Origin of the sequence: Lysinibacillus sp. NPDC098008, assembly GCF_044760715.1 — a bacterium.
In the GTDB taxonomy this organism is placed as follows: Bacteria; Bacillota; Bacilli; order Bacillales_A; family Planococcaceae; genus Lysinibacillus.
Genome location: NZ_JBIWBA010000014.1, coordinates 35287 through 60055, shown reverse-complemented (window position 1 = coordinate 60055; position 24769 = coordinate 35287). Strand labels below are relative to the sequence as shown.

Below are 24769 nucleotides of genomic sequence, written 5' to 3'. Positions count from 1 at the left end.
CCTCTATTATGTCAAAACTTTATTCTAACTCCGAAAAAACCATGAAAAAACAGCTAAAAAAGGCTCGTAAAACGATCGATTTTAATCCAAAATTGGATAAAAATGAGGGGTCTGTAGCAAAACTTTATTATGACTCGAACGGTGGAATGCGGGTTGGAGAGGTGGGATTTAGCAGATGATTATTCTTATGGTACAGGTGGAGAAATAAGGCTATTCAAAGCACTGATAAATAAAGGGTTTCCTGACATTGAACTTTGCTCACGGCTACTTTGCCGAGGATGTTAAAGTCGGGAAACCCTCATTTTTATTCTTTGAGGAAACATATCAACTACCCTGAAAACGATAGGGTCGAGTTGACAGATTAGATTTTTTATTGAGGTTGAGGAGACAGGATAGATGTATTATTTAATCTTCTCGTACAGCATCTGTATCGAAAATTCTATCCAGTTCCTCATTTGATGTTATGCCACGAACTTTATTCCTAATCGTTGTTTTTCCCATATCTAGTCGATAGAAATGTTCACGACCATCTACACCTTTTTTAAGTCGAATGAGCTGAATCCTGCCAAATATATCCCAATGCTTCTCTGCGAATTTTGCTAAACCCACTGCCTTAGGATAATTGTCTTTAAATTGCCACCCCTTCTTACGGACTCTGAAATTGAAGAAGTTCTTTTTAAACTGTCCGACCTTACAAAGTGGGCAAATGAAATTATTGCTTATGCCACAGATGCGGCCGTTAATCACGGTAAAGAGTGGCAAGGTTTTAAGGTGGTAGAGGGCAGATCTGTTCGCAAATATAAAGACGAAGAAGCTGTGGCTGAAGCAGCCAAGACAAACGGTTATAAGGATATCTACCGCCATAGTCTTATTACCTTAACGGAAATGCAGAAGCTGATGGGCAAAAAGAAATTTGAGCAAATTCTCGGTGGTCTCATACATAAGCCACCGGGCAAGCCAACGCTGGTTCCAAATTCGGATAAGCGGCCAGCTATGAATATATCAAACGTAAAAAACGAATTTAACGAAATAACGGAGGAATTGGAATATGAATAATCAAAACAGAACTAAGGTTGTTACAAGCGTCAACACACGTCTTAGCTACTTTCACGGCTGGGAGCCTGTATCCATCAATGGCGGAGCGGAAAAGTACAGCGTATCCGTATTGATTCCCAAAACAGATAAGGAAACCATCAATGCTATCAATGCAGCAGTAGATGCAGCCATTGAAGAGGGCATTGCAAAGTTTGGTGGTAAAAAGCCGAATAAGGCGGCTATTAAACTGCCACTTCGAGATGGTGACGTAGAACGTGATGACGAGGCTTACAAAGGACATTACTTTGTAAATGCCAACAGCAAGACTCCACCCCAAATAGTAGATAAAGCAGTCAGACCTATCTTGGATCGCAACGAGGTTTACAGTGGTTGTTATGCAAGAGTATCCCTAAATTTCTATGCTTTTAACTCTAATGGCAATAAGGGTGTAGCATGTGGACTTGGCAACATCCAGAAGATAAGCGATGGAGAGCCTTTAGGCGGAAGAACCAATGCAGCTGATGACTTCACAACTATTGAAGATGATGATTTTCTAGCATAAAGAATAAATACAGACGAGGTGGTGGAGGTTGTTCTTCTGCCACCTCGTTTGCATTGGAAAGAGGGGTAATACATGAATTCTATTTCTATTGATATTGAAACATTTAGTAGTGCCAATCTTCAAAAGTCTGGAGTTTACCGTTATGCCGAGAGTGATGATTTTGAAATTCTACTATTTGGCTATTCGGTGGACGGTGGCGAAGTACAAGTTGTTGACCTTGTCAGCGGGGAGGAAATACCAGATGAAATTATAAATGCACTTATGGATAATTCCGTTACTAAGTGGGCTTTCAATGCAATGTTTGAGCGTGTGTGTCTATCAAAATGGCTTAACCTTGAAGATTATCTTGACCCTGCATCCTGGAAATGTTCCATGATATGGTCGGCATATATGGGATTACCTCTTTCTTTGGAGGGAGTCGGTGCAGTTCTAGGTTTAGAAAAACAAAAATTGACTGAGGGTAAAGACCTTATTAAATATTTCTGTACACCTTGCTCCCCTACAAAATCTAATGGTGGTCGAGTTCGTAATTTACCAGAACACGACATGGATAAATGGGAGCGGTTTAAAGTGTATAACATTCGCGATGTGGAATCCGAGATGTCTATACAACAGAGATTATCCAAGTTTCAAGTACCAGAGAATATCTGGGAGGAATATCATCTCGACCAGGAAATCAATGATCGTGGCATTGCCATTGACATTGCTTTCGTAAAACAGGCTGTTGTGATGGATGAACATTCCCGTAAAAAGCTAACGGCTTTAATGCAGGATATAACTAATTTAGAGAATCCGAACTCTGTACAACAAATGAAAGACTGGCTTGCCGATAACGGGCTAGAAACAGATACCCTTGGTAAAAAAGCGGTTGCTGAGATGTTAAAGACAGCACCTGAACCACTAGGCACTGTTTTGGAACTTCGGCAACAACTTGCAAAATCATCGGTGAAAAAATACACAGCAATGGAGAATGCGGTATGTAGTGACGGTCGTGCAAGAGGAATGTTTCAGTTTTACGGAGCCAACAGAACCGGCAGATTCTCTGGCAGGCTGATTCAGTTGCAAAATCTACCCCAAAACCATATGTCCGATTTGGAACAGGCTCGTGCTTTAGTTCGAAGCGGAAACTTTGATGCTCTTACTTTACTATATGATTCAATCCCAGAGGTACTGTCGGAGCTTATCCGTACTGCTTTTATACCACGAGAAGGTATGAAGTTCATTGTGGCAGATTTTTCAGCGATTGAGGCTCGCGTCATTGCTTGGCTTGCAGGTGAAAAATGGAGATTAGATGTATTCCAAAACGGCGGTGACATCTACTGTGCCAGTGCCTCTCAGATGTTTAATGTACCTGTTGAAAAGCATGGTGTAAACGGGCACCTTCGTCAAAAAGGGAAAATTGCTGAACTTGCTCTCGGTTACGGAGGATCTATTGGAGCATTAAAATCAATGGGTGCTTTAGAGATGGGAATTGAAGAAGAGGAACTTCAGCCTCTTGTAACGGCTTGGAGACAGTCCAATCCCAATATCACAAAATTGTGGTGGGATGTTGACCGTGCAGTAAAAACTTGTGTTAAGCAAAAAACTCCCACAGCGACACACGGCATTAAATTTATCTATCAAAGTGGAATGCTCTTCATTGTCCTTCCTTCTGGTAGACGGCTTGCCTATGTGAAACCCCGTATGGGAGAGAACGTGTTCGGCGGTGAGTCGGTTACTTATGAAGGTGTCGGTGGGACGAAGAAATGGGAAAGAATCGATAGCTATGGACCCAAATTTGTAGAGAATATTGTTCAGGCAATCAGTCGTGACATTTTGTGTCATGCCATGCAGACATTAAAGAATTGTTCTATTGTGGCTCATGTACACGATGAAATTATCATCGAGGCAGATATGGGAATGTCACTTTCCGCTATCTGTGAACAGATGGCTAAGATACCAACATGGGCAAATGGCCTGTTGCTTAGTGCTGATGGCTATGAGTGTCTGTTTTATCAAAAAGATTAAATTAATTAGTATTCGGATTATCGTGTGGGAGGAGGTTAAAAGACCTTCAATTTTTAAATAATGAAAACAGGATAGCACTTATTTTATGACCGGTACGTGCTATCTTGTTTGTTTAATAAACGCTCCATTTTTGTGGAATATAAAGGGTTAAAATTCGAATCTTGAAGAAATATAGTGAAAGAACCGATTTTGACTCCTCTCTCTATAAAGTTAATAATAAATCAAGGCGTAAGACTAAATCTATTAAAAACACATGGGACAATAATTGATACATCGACCGATTAGCTTAATTGATTTTATTGCAGAGTGTCTCTAAATGATAACGAATAACTTCCTTCACCTTTTCTGGAGAGTATACATCAGGTCTTAATAAAGCATGAATTGACAATCCCTCTATTAATGCCGTTAACCTACTCTTTTCTAATTCTGCATTCATTGAATCTGATAATACGCCTTTTAGAGCTAAGATTTCAATCATTGAATTTGCTAATTCATATGTACCGTCCGTCATTTCATCTTTTTTGTCCTTTATTGTATCACTTGTAAGTGAACGTAATGCAAGAATCCACCAAACACTCGTTTCAATTTTCTTTTCTTCATCTATTGGTACTAGCTCTAATAAAACTTCTTCTACTGCCTGCACTGGGTTTTCTGACCATTCTTTATTTTGAGAACGTTTTTTCCCTTCTTCTAAGTAGTAATTCATAATAAATAATAACATTTCATCTTGAGTTGAAAAATAATGTCTTAACGCACCAGAAGACATCCCTGCCTCAGCTGCAACTCTTCGTATAGACGCTTTCTCAACCCCTTCTTCCCTAATAATATTCCATGCAGCCTCAGCAATTTGTTTGCGCTTTTCATCATGATCAACAATTTTTGGCATTATAAAAATCACTTCCTTTATTTAGCACAGTGTGTTATTATCTTTTTATAGCACGGTGTGTTAAATAGATAATACCACAACATTTAAAGGAGGACTAGTTTGTTTGATCGAAACTATTGAAGCATTGATGCCTTCTTCATCATTAGACATTTCTTCAGCATTAATGATTATTTCTTTGTGTGCTTTAATTGATATTTTAAGTCCCGGTGTACTGACTGTAACAGCCTATTTATTACTGACACAACCGAATCAGTTATCTTCTCGTTTATTTGTGTTTTTATTCATCACGCAGTTAGGCTATTTCATCACGGGTTTATTACTCTACTTTGGTGGAAATTCATTATTGAAGAGAATAGAACAATTGTCTCAGTTTGACTTTATCAATTGGTTTTATATCCTACTTGGAGCAGTTCTTGTTCTAATAAGCTTCAGTAAACCAAAAGAGACTACAAAAAAACGTTTAATTTCATTTATCCCCAAAAATACAACAATTAAAGGGATGATTATACTAGGAATCATTGTTTTCCTAATTGAATTTGTAACGGCATTGCCTTACTTTTATTCAATCTTTTTAATGAATCATCAAACAATTGAGACTACACCTGCTATCTTAATAATAATTGGATACAATCTAGTAATGGTGCTTCCTTCTCTATTACTGTTAGGGGTTAATATTATATTTAAAGAAAGATTGCAACAATTTCTTATTAAAATCAGGTCAAAATTAAATGAAGCTCCAATCTCTTCACTCTTGGTAGCGACAGGAGTCATAGGTGCAGTTTTTTTTAATATCGGTCTTAGAGGCATATTAAATTAGAAAAAATATTAAAGAGGTGTTCATCATGAAAGAAATTATCAGTGGTCTCAGTCTACTTTTTATTATTCAGGGAATAGGCGGATTAATCAATCATTTGACTAATGGGGGAAAAAGTTGGTTTTTAGTAAATTATATTGATGCGTTTCAAGGGTTTGAAATCGTTTTGGACATTGTATTTATTGCAGTTGGTGGAATCATAGCTTTAGCCACTCGTAAAATAACATCAAGTAAAAGCAATAAGTGAATGATGTAAAATAAAAAATACAGAGTGAGAATTTCTCGCTCTGTATTTTTTATTTTAATTGATTCTCCTCGAGGCTCTACCAACCTTACTCATCCAGGTCATAGATAAAATATGATACCAAAATGATTGTTTTCCTCTTCTCTTATTAGCTCCAAATCCTATAGGCCTATTACAGTTTACGTTACCATTTTTTGTTCATCAATCTAGTCCGTTTGTAAAAGTAGAAAATTACTGAATCAGCTTTTAAATCTATTTTACATACACAAATTTCGAACAAAAATCCGGATGTATAATTTATTTTTTCAAAATCCTCAACAATCATTACCTCCTGTGGCTATTAGGTAGAGGAACTTTCCTCTGACTATATTGCAGGAGGTAATTCGTATGGACGAATTAGTAAAAATCAATTATGAAAATCAACGACCAACCGTACTCGGTCGTGATTTACATGAAGCCTTGGAAGTAAAGACCGCTTATAAAGATTGGTTTCCAAGAATGTGTGAGTACGGATTTGAGGAAGGGTCAGACTTTAGCTCATTTTTGAGCGAAAGTACTGGAGGCAGACCAAGCATAGACCATCAGTTAACAATTGATATGGCAAAAGAGCTATGTATGATACAGCGTACTCCAAAAGGAAAACAATGCCGTCAATACTTTCTTGAAATAGAAAGACGATGGAATTCCCCTGAGGCGATCATGGCAAGGGCATTACAGTTTGCCAATCAACAACTAACTCAAGTAAGGAATCAAAATAAAGTGCTTGAAGGTACGGTTGCTGTTCAGAATCAGCAAATTGCAGAAATGAAACCGAAAGTGTCTTATTACGATGTGGTTTTAAATTGCAAAGACCTCATTTCCACATCAGCAATCGCCAAAGATTACGGTAAGTCAGCTATTTGGATGAACCGCTATCTTAATAAAAAGGGCATCCAATTTAAACAAGGAGGCATTTGGCTCTTATATCAGAAGTATGCGGAAAAAGGCTACACCAGCACCAAGACACATAGCTATCTTGGCAGTAACGGCCAGCAACATACAAAGGTCCATACATACTGGACTCAAAAAGGCAGACTCTTCATTTACGAACTGATGAAGGCAGACGGTATTTTGCCACAGATAGAAATGGAGGGTGTGTAATGGGAATCAACAAATTCAATCACGAAGGATACCATGACCCAACTCCCCATGAAGCACTGACCAACATAATGAAAAAGGAAAAGGCAGAGAAAAAATCTGCCTTTAAGCCGCTTGTATATATCTGTTCTCCCTATTCCGGTGATGTAGAAGGAAACATTAAAAAGGCTCGCAGTTTTTGCAGGTTTGCTCTAGACCAAAACTGTATCCCGATTGCTCCCCATCTTATGTTTCCTCAGTTTATGGATGATGAAAATCCCGAAGAACGGGAGCTTGCCATATTTATGGACATCGTGCTTATGGGCAAATGCTCCGAGGTGTGGGTGCTGGGCAATACCATCTCAAAAGGTATGGCGAGGGAAATTGAAGTAGCCAAGAAACGCAGACAAACAGTCAGATATTTTAGTCCGGAGCATGAGGAGGTTGATAGCTTATGAAAATTGCAGTGGGCAATAGCCGGATGGACAGGAAATGGAAAAACAAAGATATCTCCTGGGAGGATTTTTGTTCCCGTGTAAAGACAACCCAACGTACTACAGAAACGGTAGAAGAATATCGAAAACTTAAAAAAGGTCAACAAGATGATATCAAAGATGTCGGTGGCTTTGTCGGAGGGCATTTAAAAGAAGGAAGGCGAAAGAAGGGCAATGTTCTCTGCCGCTCTTTACTTACCCTTGATATGGATTACGGTAGGCCCGATATTTGGGAGCAAATCAGTATGCTTTTCGATTTCAAATGCTGCGTTTACTCCACCCATAAGCACACACCGGAAAATCCAAGACTTAGACTTATCGTTCCACTTGCTCGTGAGATCAGCGAAGAAGAATACGCAGCCGTTGGACGTATGGTGGCAAAAGAAATCGGTATTGACCTTTTTGATGATACGACATATGAAGCGCATCGCCTAATGTATTGGCCATCCACTTCATCTAACGGTGAATTTGTCTATGAAGAGCAGGATGGAGTATTACTTGACCCGGATATTTATCTTGCAAAATATGAAAACTGGCGAGATACATCAACTTGGCCTGTATCAAGCAGGCAGTCTGAGGTTATTAATCGCAGTCTTAAAGAGCAAGCAGACCCGCTTTTAAAGGAAGGTGTGGTAGGAACATTCTGTCGTGCCTACTCCGTTCGTGAAGCAATTGATAAATTTTTAGGCGCAGTTTATGAACCCTCTGCTATGGAAGGACGCTATGACTATATTCCAGCTGACAGTAGTGCGGGTGTGATTATCTATGATGATAAATTTGCATACAGCCACCATGCTACTGACCCAGCAAGCGGCCTGCTTCTTAATGCTTTTGATCTCGTTCGTATTCATAAATTCGGTACTTTAGATGATAGAGCTTCCACTACTATAGCTCCTGGAAAGATGCCGTCTTTTGTGGCAATGTGCGAGTTTGCTATAAAAGATGAAGCGGTAAAAGCTGAGTTCGCAAAGAAGAGACAGGCTCAGGCTGAAGAGGAGTTTAGTGATGAGGATTGGCAGACAGGTTTGGAACTGGATAAGCAAGGTCGGATAAAAGACACTTTAGACAACATTGTCTTGATTATTCGGCATGATGAGGAATTACAACATATCGCTTTCAATTGCCACCGTGATGGGATTGATGCCAAAGGTGGTCTGCCTTGGGAACAGATCAAGGCTGGTTGGAATGATTCGGATAACGCGCTTCTTAAGGTGTACTTAAGCAGTAAATACGGAGTCTATTCTCCTACCAAGACCAAAGATGCTGTGTTAGCTGTAGCGTCAGAACGAGCCTACCACCCTGTTAAGGAGTATCTCGACTCACTGCCAAAATGGGATGGTATTAGTCGAGTAGAAAATCTACTCATTGATTATTTCGGTGCAACAGATAATTCCTACACAAAGGCAATTATTCGCAAAACGATGGTTGCAGCGGTAGCCCGTATTTATAGACCAGGCACAAAGTTTGATAGTGTTCTTATCTTAAATGGTCCTCAAGGCATCGGTAAATCAACTTTCTTTGCCAAGCTTGCCGGAGATTGGTTTTCAGACAGTTTAACTCTCACGGACATGAAAGATAAATCTGGGGCTGAAAAACTTCAGGGATATTGGTTGTTGGAACTCGGTGAGCTTGCTGGTATGCGTAAGACGGATGTGGAGATTGTGAAGTCCTTTATTTCTAGGGCGGATGATAAGTACCGTGCCAGTTATGGGGTCAACGTGGAAAGCCATCCCCGTCAATGCGTGATTGTAGGTTCTACCAATGCGGAAAGCGGTTTTCTTCGTGATATTACGGGCAACCGCAGATTTTGGCCAGTCCGCATTAGTGGTAACAGTAGAAAGAAAGCTTGGCAGATGACTAAAGAAGAAGTACAGCAGATTTGGGCAGAGGCACTAGTATTATATGAGAAGGGCGAAAAACTCTACCTTGAAGGTGATGATGTAACCATGGCAACTAGTGAACAGGCAGATGCTATGGAAGCAGATGAACGAGAAGGACTAGTTCGTACTTACTTGGATACGCTCTTGCCGGATGATTGGGACACGATGTCTTTGTACGAGCGTAGAAATTTCCTCGGCGGTAGCGAATTTGGTGGCGGCACCCGTGTTGGAACAGTAAAAAGGACTCTTGTCTGCAATATGGAGATTTGGTGTGAGTGTTTCGGTAAAGAGGCATCAATGCTAAAGCCTTCAGATTCCTATGCCATCGGTGCCATTATGAGAAAGATCAGTGAGTGGAACAAGTACACTGGGAACAAGAATGGTGTTGTGACGTTTCCTGTCTACGGAAAGCAACGAGCTTATTCCCGAGTCGAGGAACAAAACTAAGTTGTACCTTACCTTGTTCCCATACTGGTTCTTTCCCTAAAGCTAGTAACGATAAGGAAAATCAACGGTTCGGAACAAGTGGAACAAGAAGTATCCTATTTATTTATAAATAGTAAAAAGAAGTAATAGTAGCCTGTGCATACACGCATACGCGCGCGTATAGGAAAAATGGGTCAAAGTTGTTTTCTTGTTCCGATCCTTTTATATGGGAGGTATTTATGCTTGAAAAATATATCGAAAAGAAACTGGTGGCTGAGGTAAAAAAGATGGAAGGCATTGCGGTGAAGTTTGTTAGCCCAGGTTTAGATGGGATGCCAGACCGCATAGTGCTTTTACCACATGGGAAGATGGCTTTTGTAGAATTAAAGGCTTCCGGAAAGAAACCTCGTCCGTTACAGAATAGAAGAATAAAGCAATTACAGAAGTTAGGCTTTACTTGTTATGTCATTGATGATGTTAAGCAGATTGGAGTGATACTGGGTGAAATACAATCCTCATAAATATCAGACTTATGCAACGAACTTCATACTTGAGCATCCCATCGCTGCGGTGTTTTTAGAAATGGGTCTTGGCAAAAGTGTCATTACTCTAACGGCTATATTTGACCTATGTCTTGATCGTTTTGAAATTGGAAAGGTTCTGGTCATTGCTCCACTTCGGGTGGCGAGGGATACTTGGCCAGCTGAGATAAATAAGTGGGAGCATTTAAAAGGACTGGAGTTTTCGGTAGCCATCGGAACAGAACAGGAGCGGTTGGCAGCTCTTAGGAAACCTGCAAGTGTCTATCTTATAAACAGAGAAAATGTGGACTGGTTAGTAAATAAAAGTGGCATCCCTTTTGATTATGACATGGTGGTCATCGATGAACTATCATCCTTTAAGTCCTATGGTGCAAAAAGATTTAAAAGTTTACTAAAAGTAAGGCCGAGGGCAAAACGAATTGTGGGTCTTACGGGTACACCTTCCAGTAATGGGTTAATGGATTTGTGGGCAGAGTTTTGTATCCTTGACATGGGTAAAAGACTCGGCAGGTACATCACTCACTACCGCAATTCCTTCTTTACACCGGATAAACGTAATCAGCAGATTGTATTTTCATATAAACCATTGCCAGGTGCTGAAGATGCCATATATCGGCTCATTTCGGATATCACCATTTCCATGAAATCAGTGGATTTTCTGAAAATGCCAGAATGCATGATCAATGAAGTGCCTGTGTATCTAAATGACAAAGAACAATCAGTATATGATCACTTTCGTGAAGAGATGGTTCTTGAATTTGCTGATGAAGAAATAGATGCCATGAATGCAGCCGTCCTTTCAGGCAAACTCCTGCAAATGGCAAATGGTGCGATCTATGATGATGATAAAAATCCTCATATTATCCACGACCGCAAGCTAGATGCTCTTGAGGATTTAATTGAAGGTACTAACGGAAAACCTGTGCTTATTGCCTATTGGTATAATCACGATTTAGAGCGTATTAAGGCAAAATTCAATGTACGAGAAATTAAGACTTCCAAGGATATTAAGGATTGGAACAACGGCGATATTTCTGTAGCGGTTATCCATCCTGCATCAGCGGGACACGGCCTTAACTTACAAAGTGGTGGTTCAACGCTTATCTGGTTTGGACTTACTTGGAGTCTGGAACTCTATCAGCAAACCAATGCGAGACTTTGGAGACAAGGACAAAATGAAACCGTGGTTATCCATCACATTATTACTAAAGGCACGATTGATGAAGATGTTATGAATGCTTTGAAGAAAAAGGAAAAGACACAGTCCGACCTTATCAATGCTGTCAAAGCAAATCTTGGGAAAGAGAGGGATGCTGTATGATGGATGCATTTGAAAAACTGGCGAATGCCATTATTCTACAGGCAGTTAAAGATTATCGTTTTGCACTGAAAAGACTAGCAAAACACCCTCGCAATGATTCTGCTTTATATACAAAACGTGAGGTTGAGTGCTTCTTTCATTCTGAATTGTTCAATGTCCTCACCTCTCTAAACCCTGACATGTTAATTCAACAACTACAAGAGGAGGTGGTGCGATGATGACAGCTAAGGAATTCTTAAAACAGGCTTACCGTTTGAATGAATTGATTAACTCCGACCTTGAAGAGTTGCAAAACTTAAGGGATTTATCAAGAAGTGTTTCATCCCCTGTGCTTGATGAGAAAGTCAGTCGAACCAAGAGTACTGACCCACCCTTTGAAAAGTATGTGATTAGAATAGTAGATTTGGAGCAACAGATACAACAAGAGGTTGAACGGCTAGTAAAGCTTAAATCAGATATCCGTGAAGCAATTAACCAGATGGAAAACGTAGATGAGAAGCTGATTCTTCGCTACCGATACATTAACTTTCTTAACTGGGAAGAAATCTGTGTCAACCTTAATGTTTCTATGAGAACCGTGCATAGACTCCATTCATCCGCTTTGCAACATCTAAAGGTTCCAAAATAATCGGAAAATGAAAAGGCATTACATATTTCTGCTACCATGTAATGCCTTTTTTGTTTAAACAATTGCGCCCGATTGTTTAATATAAACATTATTATTACTTGTACTTCTTTGAATAAATAAATTCTGTAATTGGGACCGTAACAAATGTTAGACCTACCACTATAACCAGTGGATAATTATCAATATTATTGAAATTACCGGTTCCTTCAGAAATAAATAATATTAAACCAGATAGAATCATCAGTACATAATAACCTATTTTGGCACTTTGAGTTTCAATATGTCTATCTAATTCATCTTTCTCGCCACCGCCTTCATGATGCCCCCAATTAAGCCAATTAAAAAAATAGCTTAAAGCTAGAAAACTAAAGAATATACCAGCTGCATCTATAGTTCCAAAACTAACCCATTTGTATAAGGAAAACCCTACAATTGATAGAAAGGCAATAAAGACTAAAATAGCTACAATACTTTTAGTTTTATTCATTCCGTTCCCCCCCCATTCTCAGAGATAAATAAATCTTCCATAGTGACTCCCAAAGTCCTTGCTATATCAAATGCTAACTGCAAACTTGGGTCATATTTATTGTTCTCAATAGCGTTAATCGTTTGTCTACTTACATTGCATAATTCTGCTAATTTCCCTTGTGAAAGACTGCTTTTTTCTCTGTACTCCTTAATTCTATTTTCCATTTACTAAGCCACCTTTAGATTTAATAAGGTGTAAAAGGTTTTTTACATCTTAATTATAAAAAAAAGACAAATGAGATGTCAAACATATTTTACACTTCATTTGTCTTATAGTCTTATTCATTAGAATAAATATCTAATCCTTCCTCCACAATCTGGCCTGATTGTTGAAAACCAACTTCATAAATTTATTATTCTCAATTCTATTTTAACACACGTTTAAAGCAAGAGTTCCACAAGTCAATCGCGATAATTATAAAAAGTTGGCACACTTTGGCATAGTTTGGCATACGGTGACACTGTTTGTCCGTAGTGAAAGTTATATAATGGTAGTATGGAATATTAATAAACAGAAGCCTTCACGGGAGCATTTCTCCTGCGAGGGCTTTTTCTATGGGTAAAAGGAGGTGCCGTATGCCAAAGAAACCTAAGCGACCGTGCTCTTACCCTGGTTGCCCAGAGCTAACCGACAAGCGCTTTTGTGAAGAGCATGGCAAGAAGGAAGCTGCACGGTATGAGAAGTATGACCGTGACCCAGCAACCCGTAAGCGTTATGGTCGTGCTTGGAAAAGAATTCGTGACCGTTACATTGCAGCTCATCCTCTTTGTGAGGAATGCCATCGACAAGGAAAGCTGACCCCAGCAAATGAAGTCCATCACATTCTTCCTCTTGCAAGAGGAGGGACTCACGATAGGAGTAATCTGATGGCTCTTTGTACTCCTTGCCACTCTGCTATCACAGCAAGAGATGGAGACCGTTGGGGAAACCGGTAGGGGGAGTCAAATCTCTACAGCTTTTTCTTTGTGTAACGGGCGTGGGGCAACGCGTGAAAATTCGCGGTTTCAAACAGGGTAATAGGCGCCCATCGATGAAAAGAGGTGAGTGAATGGCCAAAGACGGAACAAATCGTGGAGGTGCCCGTATAGGCTCCGGTCAAAAGAAGAAACCGCTTGCTGACAAAATTGCAGAGGGAAATCCCGGTAAGAGAAAAATTGAAGTCGTTGAGTTCCAAAATACCGCTGACCTGAAGGGGCAAGAAATGCCAAAGCCAATGGCCATGCTCTCCGCAGTGCAAAAGGATGGGAAAACCCTAGTAGCAAGTGAAATCTATGAAATTACATGGAAATGGCTTGAGGAACGTGGCTGTGCCCATTTGGTACTTCCACAGCTTCTAGAGCGATATGCCATGAGTGCGGCCAGATGGATACAGTGTGAGGAAGCAGTAACTGAGTTTGGCTTTCTAGCCAAGCACCCAACCACCGGCAATGCTATTCAAAGTCCCTATGTAGCGATGAGTCAGAACTTTATGAGTCAGACAAATAGGCTATGGATGGAGATATATCAAATCGTTCGAGAGAATTGTGCTACAGAGTATTCAGGTTTAAATCCACAGGACGACGTGATGGAGCGACTGCTATCTGCCCGCAGAGGAAAATAAAGATGAGGAGATATGATGTAATGAGTAAAAGATATTTAACAGCCGAAAGTGTATGTGCTGGACATCCTGACAAACTATGCGACATCATAGCAGATAGCATTTTGGAAGCTTGCCTACGTAAAGATAGGGCATCACGTGTCGCTTGTGAGGTAATGGCAACCAAGGGGAAAATTATCGTGGCGGGCGAGATCTCCTGCAGCGAGAAAGTGAACATTAGAGACATTGTAAAAACTGTACTGAAAGATGTGGGATACAATCCTCTAAAATTTTTGATTTATGTATATGTACATAATCAAAGTGTAGATATTGCGGCTGGTGTGAATACCGCACTAGAAGCACGAAATGGCATAAACGAACAGTACGGTTCAATAGGTGCCGGAGACCAGGGAACAATGTATGGCTTTGCTACAAAGGAAACAAGAGAAATGCTTCCCCTACCCCTTGTACTATCTCACAGAATCGTAAAGAGACTGGATGATTGTCGCAAAGGAAAGCTGATCAAAGGGATTCTTCCTGATGGTAAAGCACAGGTAACGGTGGAATATGAGGATGACACTCCAGTGAGAATAAAGACGATTGTGATTTCTGTGCAGCATGATAAGAATAAAACACAGGAAGAACTTAAGGCGGATATTCTTAACAATGTCTTATGGCAATGCTTTGAGGATTTCCCTTTTGATGATGAAACAGAATTTCTCTTCAATCCCTCTGGTCAGTTTGTTCTTGGTGGTCCCGCTGCTGATACGGGTTTGACCGGTAGAAAAATCATGGTCGATACCTACGGAGGGCTTACATCTCATGGAGGTGGTGCTCTTTGTGGTAAAGACCCAACCAAAGTTGACCGAAGCGGTGCTTACATGGCTCGCTATATTGCCAAGCATATCGTTTGGTGTGGTTATGCAAAGAAATGTGAAGTGAGTATTTCCTATGCCATTGGTAAGGCAAATCCAGTAGCTTTTACTGTAAATACCCTTGGTACTGGCACTGTTTCTGATGAAATATTAACTCTTGCTGCCCAGGAGACTTTCAACTTAAGACCCGCGGCCATCATTGAAAAGCTACGTCTTAGAAATGTCATTTACTCTGACACCGCGGCTTATGGTCACTTTAACAGTTGTCTGTTCCCGTGGGAGGATGTAAATAAATACAGTGAATTTAGAAAGGCGGTGGAAAAGTATGTTGATAGAGAAGATTAAAACGAAACAACTCATCCCCGCTGAATATAACCCAAGGAAAGATTTAAAACCAGGTGATCCGGAATATGAGAAACTTAAACGCTCCCTTGAGGAGTTTGGATATGTAGAACCCGTAATATGGAATAAGACCACAGGCAGAGTCATTGGAGGTCATCAGCGTTTGAAAATCCTGCTGAGTATGGGCATGGATGAGATAGAATGCGTAGTTGTTGAAATGGATGAGCAAAAGGAGAAGGCGCTGAACATTGCACTAAATAAAATTAGTGGTGATTGGGATAAAGACAAATTAGCACTTCTTATCACGGACTTAAATGCTTCAGACTTTGATGTGTCTTTGACAGGTTTTGACCCAGGAGAGTTGGAGGATCTTTTCAAAGATTCCCTTAAGGATAATATAAAAGAAGATGATTTCGATGTGGACAGCGAGCTGAAAAAGCCCGCTGTTTCGCATTTAGGGGATGTTTGGCTACTTGGACAACATCGATTGGTCTGCGGAGACAGTACAAGGAAAGACACCTTTAATGTCTTGATGGATGGGAAAACTGCCAATCTGGTAGTTATGGACCCTCCATATAATGTTAACTATGAAGGCACTGCTGGAAAAATCAAAAATGACAATATGGCTAACGAAGCGTTCTACGATTTCCTGCTTGCAGCATTTCAGAACACCGAAGCAGCGATGGCAAAGGACGCTTCTATTTATGTATTCCATGCGGATACCGAAGGACTCAATTTTAGAAGAGCATTCTCCGATGCAGGATTTTATCTTTCAGGTACTTGTATTTGGAAAAAGCAGTCCCTTGTTCTCGGTCGCTCCCCTTATCAATGGCAGCATGAACCTATTCTCTTTGGGTGGAAAAAGAAAGGCAAGCATAACTGGTATTCCGATAGAAAGCAGACCACCATCTGGGAATTTGAGAAACCGAAGAAAAACAGTGATCATCCTACGATGAAGCCAGTTGCACTTGTGGCCTACCCTATTTTGAATTCAAGCCTTTCTAATTGTATCGTGCTTGATCCTTTTGGTGGTTCAGGAAGCACACTGATTGCCTGTGAGCAGACAGATAGAATCTGCTACACCATTGAACTGGATGAAAAGTACTGCGATGTTATTGTGAAAAGATATATTGAGCAAGTGGGAAACTCTGATGGTGTATTTCTATTAAGAGATGGCTTGAAATTCAGATATTGTGACCTGCCAGAGGTGAATGAGGATGAGTAAATTGACACTTGGTTCCCTCTTTGATGGCAGTGGTGGTTTTCCTTTGGGTGGTTTGCTTTGTGGCATCGAACCTTTATGGGCATCTGAAATTGAGCCGTTTCCTATACGGGTTACGACTAAACGTATCCCTCAGATGAAGCATTATGGAGATATAAACAAATTAAATGGTGCGGAGCTTCCGCCTGTAGATATCATAACCTTCGGCTCTCCATGCACGGATATGAGTGTGGCGGGTAAAAGAGCTGGTTTGGACGGGGAGCAATCCGTCCTTTTTTATGAAGCAATCCGAATTATTAAGGAAATGAGGTGTAAGACCAATGGACAATATCCAAGGTACGCAGTCTGGGAAAATGTCCCCGGTGCATTCTCGTCGAATAAAGGAGAAGACTTCAAAGCAGTTCTCGAAACGGTCATCAGTGTCAAAGAACCGAATACCTCGGTGCCTTTACCTGAAAAAGGACGATGGCCATACGCTGACATCTATATGGGAGACGGATGGAGCGTGTCTTATCGAACTATCGATGCGCAATATTTCGGAGTCCCCCAACGTCGTCGTAGAATCTACCTTGTCGCAGATTTTGCAGACGGATGTGCCGGAGAAATACTGTTTGAGTCCGAAGGCTTGTCAAGGGATTTTACGCCGAGCGGCAGCCCGTGGCAAAGAACTGCCGGAAATGCTAAAAACCGCTCTGGAAAAACAGGCGATAGCATAACTTGCCTAAATGACCAAGGCGGAAGAGTGATGTCTGTTTCGAAGGATATTACAGCAACACTTCGAGCAGAGGAACATGGACATCAGCCTTGCGTAATGCAGTCAAGCGGATTTTGTACTGAACACAGTGCCAAGAGCAGAAGTGTAGGATATGAGGAAGAACGTTCCCCTACACTTAGAGCAGGCGTTGTCCCGGGTACAGTCATGTCCTTTGAACCTGGTGCGGCTTCTCGCATTGGGGGACATACTGACGAAAACTTAAGTGGATCACTTCGTGCAAACATGGGAGATAATCAAACAGCTGTTGTAATAGAAAACCATCCAACCGATAGCCGTGTGAAACTCTCGGAGGATAATAAAGTACAGACGCTAACCTCTCGGATGGGAACTGGTGGCGGGAATGTACCCCTTATTATGAACACTCCTAAAACGTTAAAAATCCGCTCTGGCTGTGAAGGCGGTGGTAAGGGTGCATTGATACAAGATGATAAGTCTGCAACTCTTGGATGCAATAATGATCAAACCGTTTTTGTGCCTACCGCATATGGCATCTGTTCTGATAAAAGCAATTCCATGCAGTCAAGCAATCCACATAGCGGTATATATGAAGCAGATACTTCTCGAACCATTGATGCTAATGGAGGAAATCCAGGATGTAATCAAGGTGGTATTGCAGTAGTTGCTCTGCAAGGCTCGATGATTGGAAGAGAGGATAAAAACGGTCCCCAAGGAAGCGGTATAGATGAAGATGTTTCTTTTACGCTTAATACCGCTGATCGTCATGCTGTTGCCTATGCCATGACTACTGGAGCCTATGCACAGGTTGAAGAAGATAAAGCACCAACTCTATTGTCGAGAGATTATAAGGATGCCCCTGTAGTGACTCAGCCTTCTTACGGTATTGATAGAGCGGCTTTTAATCAAGGAAAGAATGCTCTATATAAACCTACTGTAGATGAAGAACAGCAACCTACGCTCACAGCAAAAGGTCCTGGAGCAGTGGCGCACCCAGCTTCGTTTTATCCTCAGATGAAAGCTGAAAGTCAATGCTACAGACAGGACGGTACATCAAATACGATTATCAATGGTACCAATCCAGGCTATCAAAATGGATTGGTTGAGCCGGACTATATTGTTCGAAGGCTTACACCAACCGAATGTGCAAGATTGCAAGGTTTTCCCGATGATTGGTGCGATGATCTTGGTACGGAAAATCCTACAGAAGATGAAATTTCATTCTGGACGGAGGTTTGGGAAACCCACCGCAAAATTATAGGTAAAAGTAAAAAGCCAAAAACAAGAAATCAGATTATAAAATGGCTTAACAATCCTCATTCTGATTCAGCTGAATACAAAATGTGGGGTAATGGTGTAGCACTTCCATGCGTTTGTTTTGTGCTGACTGGCATTGTGTTATCTACACAAAATACCGCCGATTAATGGAAACGTATTTTCTACAGAAAGATGCTCTAAATGACTTGATAATAACAGCTTTTAGAGTGATATATGTACGTACCGAAAGTAGAAAGGCGGTATGAAAATGCAGATTAACTATAATGTTACAGGACCAAAAAGAAAAGCACTGGTTAACGCAATCAGCCAAGAACTAAATGCCCCTGTAAAATATCTCGGAGCACCTACATTTGCATATGAGGTGGCAGACTACAATGTTAACAAAAACGGAGTTCTAAGTGGACCAGACAATAAGGAACTGGTCGATGATCTATTGAGATTTCACGATCTCAAAGCAATTTCAGAAGAATTTGACACACCACTTCCGAAAGCAGAAGTAAATGAAAGGGAAGAATCTATCAATCTGATAATTCAAATGCCACGGGCGGATTTTACCGACACGGCAATCGAGAACCTAAAAGGATTAGTAGAAAGTAAAGCTACTCTTATAAAGAAAGCACTTGATACGGACTCCATTCCCATCATTGAAGATGAGGAATATGTCACCTTCCCTTGGTTTCAAAGTAAGTGCGCCTCAGAGGAGGTTAAGGCATACACCCATTTTGTCACGGCACTTTGCGAAATGGCGAAAAAACACACCCGTGTCAATTCCACCGAGAAATCAGTAGAGAATGAAAAGTACGCTTTCCGTTGCTTCCTGCTAAGGCTCGGCTTTATCGGACCAGAATATAAGAGGGAACGAAAGATTCTCCTCTCGAGGCTTTCAGGTAGCTCCGCTTTCAAAAGCGGAACGGCCAAGCAGGAGGTGAGTGAACAATGAATATCATTCACCCAGAAATGCTAAAGCAACTTAGAAGCTATTACACTCCAGGAACACGTGTGATGCTACTTAAAATGAACGACCCTTATACTAAACTTCAGCCTGGATCTAAAGGTACGGTTACTAGTGTTGATGACATAGGAACGATTCATGTCAGTTGGGATTCGGGTGGTTCCCTTGGAGTAGCCTTTGGTGAGGATTTATGCAAGAGAATCGAAGAGTAAACATGAATCGGGGGAGGTAATAAATGAATGAGATAATCAAAGAACAAATCCTTTCCATCCGAGAAAGTGGAGTCACAAATATGTTTGATGCAAATCGAGTCCAGTATGAAGCAAATGAACGAGGGTTTTATGAATTGGTAGTCTATTTAATAGACCATAAAACGGAATATGCTCATTTCATACTGACGGGGGAAGTGGATGAAAAGAAGTAAAAAAAAATTTAACTAGGATAAGGAGAAGGGCTTCATCTATAGGATTGAGGCTCTTTTCTTTTGTCCTTTTTCATAAAAGGGGCGGTGTTTATGCGGAAACTGAAGAAATATAAGCCGACCGCCTTTATAGCTGATGGGTCATATTACGATAAGGATGCTGCTGATTACGCTGTAGCTTTTATCGAAGCACTCTCCCATACGAAAGGTTTATGGGCAGGTAAGCCTTTTGAACTTATCGATTGGCAGGAGCAAATAATCCGTGATTTATTCGGAATTTTAAAGCCAGATGGATATCGGCAGTTTAATACTGCTTATGTAGAGATACCTAAAAAGATGGGAAAAAGCGAGCTTGCCGCAGCAATTGCACTTCTCCTCACTTGCGGTGATGGTGAAGAACGGGCAGAGGTGTACGGTTGTGCCGCTGACCGCCAGCAGGCATCAATTGTATTTGAAGTAGCAGCCGATATGGTGCGGATGTGTCCGGCACTGAATAAACGAGTAAAGTTGCTGGCTTCAACTAAGCGATTGGTGTACCTGCCGACCAACAGCTTCTATCAGGTATTGTCGGCTGAAGCCTACTCCAAACACGGCTTCAATATACATGGTGTTGTTTTCGATGAACTTCATACTCAGCCAAACCGGAAACTATTTGACGTTATGACGAAAGGATCTGGGGATGCAAGGACCCAACCGCTGTATTTTCTTATCACCACAGCGGGAACGGATACTCAAAGTATCTGCTACGAAACACACCAAAAAGCGGTTGATATTATTGAGGGCAGAAAATACGATCCTACCTTTTACCCCGTAATCTATGGGGCGAAAGAAGAGGATGATTGGACAGACCCAAAAGTGTGGAAAAAAGCAAATCCAAGCTTAGGAATTACAGTGGGGATTGACAAGGTAAAGGCTGCTTGTGAAAGTGCAAAGCAGAACCCAGCTGAGGAGAACAGCTTCCGGCAATTGCGCTTGAATCAGTGGGTTAAACAGTCTGTCCGTTGGATGCCAATGGCAAAATGGGATGCCTGTGCATTTCCAGTTACACCAGAAAGTCTTGAAGGGCGGGTATGTTATGGGGGTCTTGACCTATCTTCTACAACAGACATTACAGCCTTTGTGTTGGTGTTCCCACCAGAGGATGAAACAGATAAATACATTGTTCTTCCGTATTTTTGGATGCCAGAGGACAACATTGACCTCCGAGTCCGAAGAGACCATGTGCAATACGATCTTTGGGAGAAGCAAGGGTATATTCTAACCACAGAAGGCAATGTAGTGCATTACGGCTACATTGAGCGGTTTATTGAAGAACTGGGCGAAAAGTATAACATTCGAGAAATTGCGTTTGACCGTTGGGGAGCTGTTCAAATGGTTCAGAACCTTGAAGGATTAGGCTTTACTGTCGTTCCTTTCGGTCAAGGCTTTAAAGATATGTCACCACCAACCAAAGAACTGATGAAATTGACATTAGAAGAAAGAATAGCACACGGTGGGCATCCAGTGCTTCGTTGGATGATGGACAACATCTTTATAAAAACTGATCCGGCGGGCAACGTGAAGCCGGATAAAGAAAAAAGTACAGAAAAAATAGATGGCGCGGTGGCAACTATCATGGCACTTGATCGTGCTATTCGTTGTGGCTCAGGTAATAGTGGAGATTCGGTGTATGACGAGCGAGGTTTGATTGTCTTTTAAACCTTAATGGTTAGCACAATGTTTATATTCGGAGGTGATGCCTATGAATCTAATAAAAGGACTGTTTCGTTCAAGAGACAAACCGCAAAATCGTGTGGGTAGTGCGTTCTCCTTCCTGTTTGGCGGTACGTCATCTGGCAAAATGGTTAATGAACGTACTGCAATGCAGGCAACAGCAGTGTATGCCTGCGTAAGGATATTAGCTGAAGCGATTGCCGGACTTCCACTTCATGTATATAGATATCGTTCTGATGGAGGTAAAGAAAGGATTCCTTTCCACCCGTTGTATTACCTTCTTCATGATGAACCAAATCCAGAGATGACTTCATTCGTGTTTCGAGAAACACTGATGAGTCATCTTTTACTTTGGGGAAATGCCTATGCACAGGTGGTCAGAAACGGTCGTGGGCAGGCAGTTGCACTTTATCCCCTACTTCCTAACAAGATGGAAGTTAGTCGAGCAACAAACGGAGAGCTGGTCTATACCTACTATCGTGATACTGATGAAAGTGGCCTAAACCCAAAAGGTGGCTATGTCACACTCCGTAAAGATGAAGTTCTACACATACCTGGCTTAGGTTTTGATGGACTCATTGGCTATAGCCCAATCGCTATGGCGAAAAATGCAATCGGTATGTCACTTGCTACTGAAGAGTACGGTGCGGCATTCTTTGCCAATGGTGCTAATCCCGGAGGTGTGCTGGAACACCCAGGAGTAATCAAAGATATACAGAGGGTCAAGGATAGTTGGAATAGTGCCTACCAAGGCACAGGCAATGCTCACAAAATTGCTGTGTTGGAAGAGGGCATGAGGTTCCAAGCCATTGGTATCCCGCCTGAACAGGCACAATTCCTAGAAACACGGAAATTCCAAATTAATGAGATTGCGAGGATTTTCCGAGTACCGCCCCATATGGTGGGAGATTTAGAGAAATCCAGTTTCTCCAATATTGAGCAGCAGTCTTTGGAGTTTGTAAAATACACCCTCGATCCTTGGGTCGTACGATGGGAACAAAGTCTCCAGCAATCGCTTATTTTGCCTTCTGAGAAAACTTCACTGTTTATCAAGTTCAATTTGGACGGTCTACTTCGTGGTGATTACCAAAGTCGTATGAATGGCTACGCTACAGGTCGTCAAAATGGCTGGATGTCAGCCAACGATATCCGTGAACTGGAGGACATGAACAGAATACCAGCTCAGGAAGGTGGCGATTTATATCTGGTTAACGGAAATATGACAAAACTGGCTGACGCAGGTGCGTTTGCCAAAACCGAAGGAGGTCAGTAAATGAGGAAGTTTTGGAACTGGGTGCGAGATTCTGATGAAGAACGTACCCTCTATTTAAATGGAGTGATATCCGAAGAAACGTGGTGGGGGGATGAGGTTACACCTAAGATTTTTAAAGATGAATTGCTGGCAGGCACCGGCGATATTACGGTGTGGATTAATTCCCCTGGCGGTGATGTGTTCGCAGCAGCCCAGATTTATAACATGCTGATGGAGTATACCGGAAAAGTCAATGTAAAGATTGATGGGCTTGCGGCAAGTGCGGCATCCGTTATTGCAATGGCAGGTGGAGATGTATATATGTCCCCAGTTTCCATGCTGATGATTCATAACCCATCAACGATTGCTATCGGTGACAGTGAGGAAATGCTACGAGCAAAAGCACTATTAGATGAGGTTAAGGAAAGTATTATTAATGCCTATGAGTTAAAAACGGGTCTTTCCCGAATAAAACTCTCCCATCTGATGGATGCAGAATCATGGATGAATGCAAATAAAGCAATTGAACTTGGTTTTGCAGACAAGATCATGTTCATGGAAAGTGAAACACCAGATTTGACGGATAGTCTTATCTTTAGCAGGATGGCGGTTACTAACTCGCTTATCAGCAAATTGCCAAAACAACCAAAACAGAAAACAGGTACACCCATTGAGTCGCTGGATAAGCGGCTTTCTTTAATTTCGCACTAATTTAAAGGAGGAAATAACAATGAGTAAAATTCTTGAATTGCGCGAGAAACGCGCTAAAGCATGGGACGCAGCAAAGGCATTCCTTGATTCAAAACGTGGCGGTGATGGACTGTTATCCGCTGAGGACACGACCACCTATGAAAAAATGGAAGCCGATGTGGTGGCTCTTGGTAAGGAAATTGAACGTTTAGAACGCCAAGCATCTATCGACTTGGAACTGTCGAAAGCAACCAGTAACCCAATTACCAACGAACCTACTAGAACTGGAGAGGAAAAGACCGGTCATGCAAGTGCTGAATACAAAAAAGCTTTCTGGAATGCGATGCGTGACAATGTTAGCTATGAAGTAAGAAACGCACTAAAGATTGGCACTGATTCTGAAGGCGGATTTCTTGTACCAGATGAGTTTGAACGTACTCTAGTAGAAGCTCTTGAGGAAGAAAATATTTTCCGTAGATTGGCTAATGTAATCACTACATCTTCTGGTGACCGTAAGATTCCTGTTGTTGCAAGCAAAGGTACAGCAAGCTGGATAGATGAAGAAGGAGCTATCCCAGAAAGTGATGACAGCTTCGGTCAAGTATCCATCGGGGCCTATAAACTAGCGACAATGATTAAAGTCTCTGAGGAGCTACTAAACGATTCTGTGTTTAATCTCGAAAGCTACATCACAAGAGAATTTGCCCGTCGCATTGGGAACAAGGAGGAGGAAGCCTTCTTTGTAGGTGATGGCACAGGTAAACCAACAGGGATTTTAAATGCCACAGGCGGCGGTCAAGTTGGTGTTACTGCGGCAAGTGCCACTGCCATTACTTTGGATGAGGTTTTAGATTTATTCTACAGCTTGAAAGCACCTTATCGTAATAAGGCAGTATTCGTAATGAATGATGCCACTATAAAAGCTATCCGTAAATTAAAAGACGGTAATGGTCAGTACCTATGGCAACCTTCCATCCAAGCGGGAACACCTGATACGATTCTTAACCGTCCGCTGTACACCTCATCCTATGTACCTACTATTGAAGCAGGTGCAAAGACTGTGGTATTCGGTGATTTTAGTTATTACTGGGTGGCAGACCGTCAAGGACGAGTATTCAAACGCTTAAATGAACTCTTTGCTGTCACAGGTCAAGTAGGATTTATTGCGACTCAACGAGTTGATGGAAAGCTTATCTTACCGGAGGCCGTTAAGGTACTCCAACAGAAAGCCTAA

The 24769-nt window shown here is 41.4% G+C and carries 28 protein-coding genes; 24 read left to right on the top strand and 4 right to left on the bottom strand.

The window, feature by feature from the left end; genetic code table 11:
- Nucleotides 1–405 precede the first annotated feature (405 nt).
- Complete coding sequence (locus tag ACIQVU_RS12830) at nucleotides 406–609, bottom strand: hypothetical protein (protein ID WP_033826700.1); 204 nt, start codon at nucleotides 607–609, stop codon at nucleotides 406–408.
- A gap of 24 nt (nucleotides 610–633) precedes the next feature.
- Between ACIQVU_RS12830 and ACIQVU_RS12825 the strand changes: the two genes are divergently transcribed.
- The 3 genes from ACIQVU_RS12825 (at nucleotide 634) to ACIQVU_RS12815 (ending at nucleotide 3604) form a co-directional block, all read left to right on the top strand.
- Complete coding sequence (locus ACIQVU_RS12825; RefSeq protein ID WP_402895875.1) at nucleotides 634–1056, top strand: DUF2800 domain-containing protein; 423 nt, start codon at nucleotides 634–636, stop codon at nucleotides 1054–1056.
- Nucleotides 1049–1597, top strand: coding sequence for a DUF2815 family protein (locus ACIQVU_RS12820; RefSeq protein ID WP_242161860.1), 549 nt, complete (start codon nucleotides 1049–1051; stop codon nucleotides 1595–1597). Before ACIQVU_RS12825 ends, ACIQVU_RS12820 begins: the two co-directional genes overlap by 8 nt.
- Nucleotides 1598–1669: 72 nt before the next feature.
- Nucleotides 1670–3604: a DNA polymerase gene (locus ACIQVU_RS12815; protein WP_402895873.1), complete on the top strand. Its 1935-nt coding sequence runs from the start codon at nucleotides 1670–1672 to the stop codon at nucleotides 3602–3604.
- Nucleotides 3605–3890: 286 nt separating this feature from the next.
- On the opposite strand, the gene ACIQVU_RS12810 is transcribed toward ACIQVU_RS12815, so the two are convergent.
- Nucleotides 3891–4490, bottom strand: coding sequence for a TetR/AcrR family transcriptional regulator (locus ACIQVU_RS12810; RefSeq protein ID WP_340807665.1), 600 nt, complete (start codon nucleotides 4488–4490; stop codon nucleotides 3891–3893).
- Between the two features lie 103 nt (nucleotides 4491–4593).
- On the opposite strand from ACIQVU_RS12810, the gene ACIQVU_RS12805 reads away from it, so the two are divergent.
- The 9 genes from ACIQVU_RS12805 to ACIQVU_RS12765 all read left to right on the top strand — a co-directional run bounded on the left by ACIQVU_RS12805 (nucleotide 4594) and on the right by ACIQVU_RS12765 (nucleotide 11955).
- Nucleotides 4594–5307 (top strand): GAP family protein, encoded by a 714-nt coding sequence (locus ACIQVU_RS12805; protein ID WP_015926217.1) that lies wholly within the window; start codon nucleotides 4594–4596, stop codon nucleotides 5305–5307.
- 25 nt (nucleotides 5308–5332) lie between these two features.
- Nucleotides 5333–5551, top strand: coding sequence for a hypothetical protein (locus ACIQVU_RS12800; RefSeq protein ID WP_000658732.1), 219 nt, complete (start codon nucleotides 5333–5335; stop codon nucleotides 5549–5551).
- Between the two features lie 384 nt (nucleotides 5552–5935).
- Nucleotides 5936–6688 carry a phage antirepressor KilAC domain-containing protein gene (locus ACIQVU_RS12795; protein ID WP_074050011.1) on the top strand — a complete coding sequence of 251 codons (753 nt, stop codon included), beginning with the start codon at nucleotides 5936–5938 and terminating at the stop codon, nucleotides 6686–6688.
- Nucleotides 6688–7122, top strand: a complete 435-nt coding sequence (locus ACIQVU_RS12790) for a DUF7768 domain-containing protein (RefSeq protein WP_340807661.1) — start codon at nucleotides 6688–6690, stop codon at nucleotides 7120–7122. Before ACIQVU_RS12795 ends, ACIQVU_RS12790 begins: the two co-directional genes overlap by 1 nt.
- A complete protein-coding gene (locus ACIQVU_RS12785; RefSeq protein WP_402895867.1) occupies nucleotides 7119–9485 on the top strand; it encodes a virulence-associated E family protein in 2367 nt (788 codons plus the stop codon). The genes ACIQVU_RS12790 and ACIQVU_RS12785 overlap by 4 nt, the downstream gene beginning before the upstream one ends.
- A gap of 218 nt (nucleotides 9486–9703) precedes the next feature.
- Complete coding sequence (locus tag ACIQVU_RS12780; RefSeq protein ID WP_402895865.1) at nucleotides 9704–9985, top strand: VRR-NUC domain-containing protein; 282 nt, start codon at nucleotides 9704–9706, stop codon at nucleotides 9983–9985.
- Nucleotides 9966–11327 (top strand): SNF2-related protein, encoded by a 1362-nt coding sequence (locus ACIQVU_RS12775; protein WP_402895863.1) that lies wholly within the window; start codon nucleotides 9966–9968, stop codon nucleotides 11325–11327. Before ACIQVU_RS12780 ends, ACIQVU_RS12775 begins: the two co-directional genes overlap by 20 nt.
- Nucleotides 11324–11545, top strand: a complete 222-nt coding sequence (locus tag ACIQVU_RS12770) for a hypothetical protein (RefSeq protein WP_264371224.1) — start codon at nucleotides 11324–11326, stop codon at nucleotides 11543–11545. The genes ACIQVU_RS12775 and ACIQVU_RS12770 overlap by 4 nt, the downstream gene beginning before the upstream one ends.
- Nucleotides 11542–11955, top strand: a complete 414-nt coding sequence (locus ACIQVU_RS12765; RefSeq protein WP_340807655.1) for a DUF1492 domain-containing protein — start codon at nucleotides 11542–11544, stop codon at nucleotides 11953–11955. The genes ACIQVU_RS12770 and ACIQVU_RS12765 overlap by 4 nt, the downstream gene beginning before the upstream one ends.
- A 94-nt stretch (nucleotides 11956–12049) precedes the next feature.
- On the opposite strand, the gene ACIQVU_RS12760 is transcribed toward ACIQVU_RS12765, so the two are convergent.
- Both ACIQVU_RS12760 and ACIQVU_RS12755 read right to left on the bottom strand, forming a co-directional pair.
- A complete protein-coding gene (locus ACIQVU_RS12760; RefSeq protein ID WP_340807654.1) occupies nucleotides 12050–12442 on the bottom strand; it encodes a DUF2178 domain-containing protein in 393 nt (130 codons plus the stop codon).
- On the bottom strand, nucleotides 12439–12648 hold the full coding sequence (locus ACIQVU_RS12755) for a helix-turn-helix transcriptional regulator (RefSeq protein ID WP_340807652.1): 210 nt from the start codon (nucleotides 12646–12648) through the stop codon (nucleotides 12439–12441). Before ACIQVU_RS12755 ends, ACIQVU_RS12760 begins: the two co-directional genes overlap by 4 nt.
- A 390-nt stretch (nucleotides 12649–13038) precedes the next feature.
- Here ACIQVU_RS12755 and ACIQVU_RS12750 point away from each other — a divergent pair, with 390 nt between their 5' ends.
- The 12 genes from ACIQVU_RS12750 (at nucleotide 13039) to ACIQVU_RS12695 (ending at nucleotide 24769) form a co-directional block, all read left to right on the top strand.
- Nucleotides 13039–13419, top strand: a complete 381-nt coding sequence (locus ACIQVU_RS12750; protein WP_445299983.1) for an HNH endonuclease — start codon at nucleotides 13039–13041, stop codon at nucleotides 13417–13419.
- A gap of 113 nt (nucleotides 13420–13532) precedes the next feature.
- Entirely contained in the window at nucleotides 13533–14084 is a 552-nt protein-coding gene (locus tag ACIQVU_RS12745) for a P27 family phage terminase small subunit (RefSeq protein ID WP_326172803.1), read from the top strand.
- 20 nt (nucleotides 14085–14104) lie between these two features.
- Entirely contained in the window at nucleotides 14105–15280 is a 1176-nt protein-coding gene (gene metK, locus ACIQVU_RS12740) for a methionine adenosyltransferase (protein WP_402895858.1), read from the top strand.
- On the top strand, nucleotides 15261–16502 hold the full coding sequence (locus ACIQVU_RS12735) for a site-specific DNA-methyltransferase (protein WP_402895856.1): 1242 nt from the start codon (nucleotides 15261–15263) through the stop codon (nucleotides 16500–16502). The genes metK and ACIQVU_RS12735 overlap by 20 nt, the downstream gene beginning before the upstream one ends.
- Nucleotides 16495–18654 carry a DNA cytosine methyltransferase gene (locus ACIQVU_RS12730; protein ID WP_402895854.1) on the top strand — a complete coding sequence of 720 codons (2160 nt, stop codon included), beginning with the start codon at nucleotides 16495–16497 and terminating at the stop codon, nucleotides 18652–18654. The genes ACIQVU_RS12735 and ACIQVU_RS12730 overlap by 8 nt, the downstream gene beginning before the upstream one ends.
- A 100-nt stretch (nucleotides 18655–18754) precedes the next feature.
- A complete protein-coding gene (locus tag ACIQVU_RS12725) occupies nucleotides 18755–19447 on the top strand; it encodes a virulence protein (RefSeq protein WP_402895852.1) in 693 nt (230 codons plus the stop codon).
- A complete protein-coding gene (locus ACIQVU_RS12720) occupies nucleotides 19444–19671 on the top strand; it encodes a DUF4314 domain-containing protein (RefSeq protein WP_055742201.1) in 228 nt (75 codons plus the stop codon). The genes ACIQVU_RS12725 and ACIQVU_RS12720 overlap by 4 nt, the downstream gene beginning before the upstream one ends.
- A gap of 23 nt (nucleotides 19672–19694) precedes the next feature.
- Nucleotides 19695–19883 carry a DUF5049 domain-containing protein gene (locus ACIQVU_RS12715; protein WP_015926203.1) on the top strand — a complete coding sequence of 63 codons (189 nt, stop codon included), beginning with the start codon at nucleotides 19695–19697 and terminating at the stop codon, nucleotides 19881–19883.
- A gap of 90 nt (nucleotides 19884–19973) precedes the next feature.
- Nucleotides 19974–21578 carry a terminase large subunit gene (locus ACIQVU_RS12710; RefSeq protein WP_402895848.1) on the top strand — a complete coding sequence of 535 codons (1605 nt, stop codon included), beginning with the start codon at nucleotides 19974–19976 and terminating at the stop codon, nucleotides 21576–21578.
- Between the two features lie 43 nt (nucleotides 21579–21621).
- Nucleotides 21622–22866, top strand: a complete 1245-nt coding sequence (locus tag ACIQVU_RS12705) for a phage portal protein (RefSeq protein WP_402895846.1) — start codon at nucleotides 21622–21624, stop codon at nucleotides 22864–22866.
- Complete coding sequence (locus tag ACIQVU_RS12700) at nucleotides 22867–23556, top strand: head maturation protease, ClpP-related (protein WP_402895844.1); 690 nt, start codon at nucleotides 22867–22869, stop codon at nucleotides 23554–23556.
- Nucleotides 23557–23575: 19 nt separating this feature from the next.
- Nucleotides 23576–24769, top strand: a complete 1194-nt coding sequence (locus ACIQVU_RS12695) for a phage major capsid protein (protein WP_402895842.1) — start codon at nucleotides 23576–23578, stop codon at nucleotides 24767–24769.

What these genes read in the sequence shown, in the direction of transcription:
- ACIQVU_RS12820 (WP_242161860.1), top strand. Translation starts at nt 1,049, where the DNA reads ATGAATAATCAAAACAGAACTAAGGTTGTTACAAGCGTCAACACACGT.
- ACIQVU_RS12815 (WP_402895873.1), top strand. Translation starts at nt 1,670, where the DNA reads ATGAATTCTATTTCTATTGATATTGAAACATTTAGTAGTGCCAATCTT.
- ACIQVU_RS12810 (WP_340807665.1), bottom strand. Translation starts at nt 4,490, where the DNA reads ATGCCAAAAATTGTTGATCATGATGAAAAGCGCAAACAAATTGCTGAG.
- ACIQVU_RS12800 (WP_000658732.1), top strand. Translation starts at nt 5,333, where the DNA reads ATGAAAGAAATTATCAGTGGTCTCAGTCTACTTTTTATTATTCAGGGA.
- ACIQVU_RS12795 (WP_074050011.1), top strand. Translation starts at nt 5,936, where the DNA reads ATGGACGAATTAGTAAAAATCAATTATGAAAATCAACGACCAACCGTA.
- ACIQVU_RS12790 (WP_340807661.1), top strand. Translation starts at nt 6,688, where the DNA reads ATGGGAATCAACAAATTCAATCACGAAGGATACCATGACCCAACTCCC.
- ACIQVU_RS12785 (WP_402895867.1), top strand. Translation starts at nt 7,119, where the DNA reads ATGAAAATTGCAGTGGGCAATAGCCGGATGGACAGGAAATGGAAAAAC.
- ACIQVU_RS12780 (WP_402895865.1), top strand. Translation starts at nt 9,704, where the DNA reads ATGCTTGAAAAATATATCGAAAAGAAACTGGTGGCTGAGGTAAAAAAG.
- ACIQVU_RS12770 (WP_264371224.1), top strand. Translation starts at nt 11,324, where the DNA reads ATGATGGATGCATTTGAAAAACTGGCGAATGCCATTATTCTACAGGCA.
- ACIQVU_RS12765 (WP_340807655.1), top strand. Translation starts at nt 11,542, where the DNA reads ATGATGACAGCTAAGGAATTCTTAAAACAGGCTTACCGTTTGAATGAA.
- ACIQVU_RS12760 (WP_340807654.1), bottom strand. Translation starts at nt 12,442, where the DNA reads ATGAATAAAACTAAAAGTATTGTAGCTATTTTAGTCTTTATTGCCTTT.
- ACIQVU_RS12755 (WP_340807652.1), bottom strand. Translation starts at nt 12,648, where the DNA reads ATGGAAAATAGAATTAAGGAGTACAGAGAAAAAAGCAGTCTTTCACAA.
- ACIQVU_RS12750 (WP_445299983.1), top strand. Translation starts at nt 13,039, where the DNA reads ATGGGTAAAAGGAGGTGCCGTATGCCAAAGAAACCTAAGCGACCGTGC.
- ACIQVU_RS12745 (WP_326172803.1), top strand. Translation starts at nt 13,533, where the DNA reads ATGGCCAAAGACGGAACAAATCGTGGAGGTGCCCGTATAGGCTCCGGT.
- metK (WP_402895858.1), top strand. Translation starts at nt 14,105, where the DNA reads ATGAGTAAAAGATATTTAACAGCCGAAAGTGTATGTGCTGGACATCCT.
- ACIQVU_RS12735 (WP_402895856.1), top strand. Translation starts at nt 15,261, where the DNA reads ATGTTGATAGAGAAGATTAAAACGAAACAACTCATCCCCGCTGAATAT.
- ACIQVU_RS12730 (WP_402895854.1), top strand. Translation starts at nt 16,495, where the DNA reads ATGAGTAAATTGACACTTGGTTCCCTCTTTGATGGCAGTGGTGGTTTT.
- ACIQVU_RS12725 (WP_402895852.1), top strand. Translation starts at nt 18,755, where the DNA reads ATGCAGATTAACTATAATGTTACAGGACCAAAAAGAAAAGCACTGGTT.
- ACIQVU_RS12720 (WP_055742201.1), top strand. Translation starts at nt 19,444, where the DNA reads ATGAATATCATTCACCCAGAAATGCTAAAGCAACTTAGAAGCTATTAC.
- ACIQVU_RS12715 (WP_015926203.1), top strand. Translation starts at nt 19,695, where the DNA reads ATGAATGAGATAATCAAAGAACAAATCCTTTCCATCCGAGAAAGTGGA.
- ACIQVU_RS12710 (WP_402895848.1), top strand. Translation starts at nt 19,974, where the DNA reads ATGCGGAAACTGAAGAAATATAAGCCGACCGCCTTTATAGCTGATGGG.
- ACIQVU_RS12705 (WP_402895846.1), top strand. Translation starts at nt 21,622, where the DNA reads ATGAATCTAATAAAAGGACTGTTTCGTTCAAGAGACAAACCGCAAAAT.
- ACIQVU_RS12700 (WP_402895844.1), top strand. Translation starts at nt 22,867, where the DNA reads ATGAGGAAGTTTTGGAACTGGGTGCGAGATTCTGATGAAGAACGTACC.
- ACIQVU_RS12695 (WP_402895842.1), top strand. Translation starts at nt 23,576, where the DNA reads ATGAGTAAAATTCTTGAATTGCGCGAGAAACGCGCTAAAGCATGGGAC.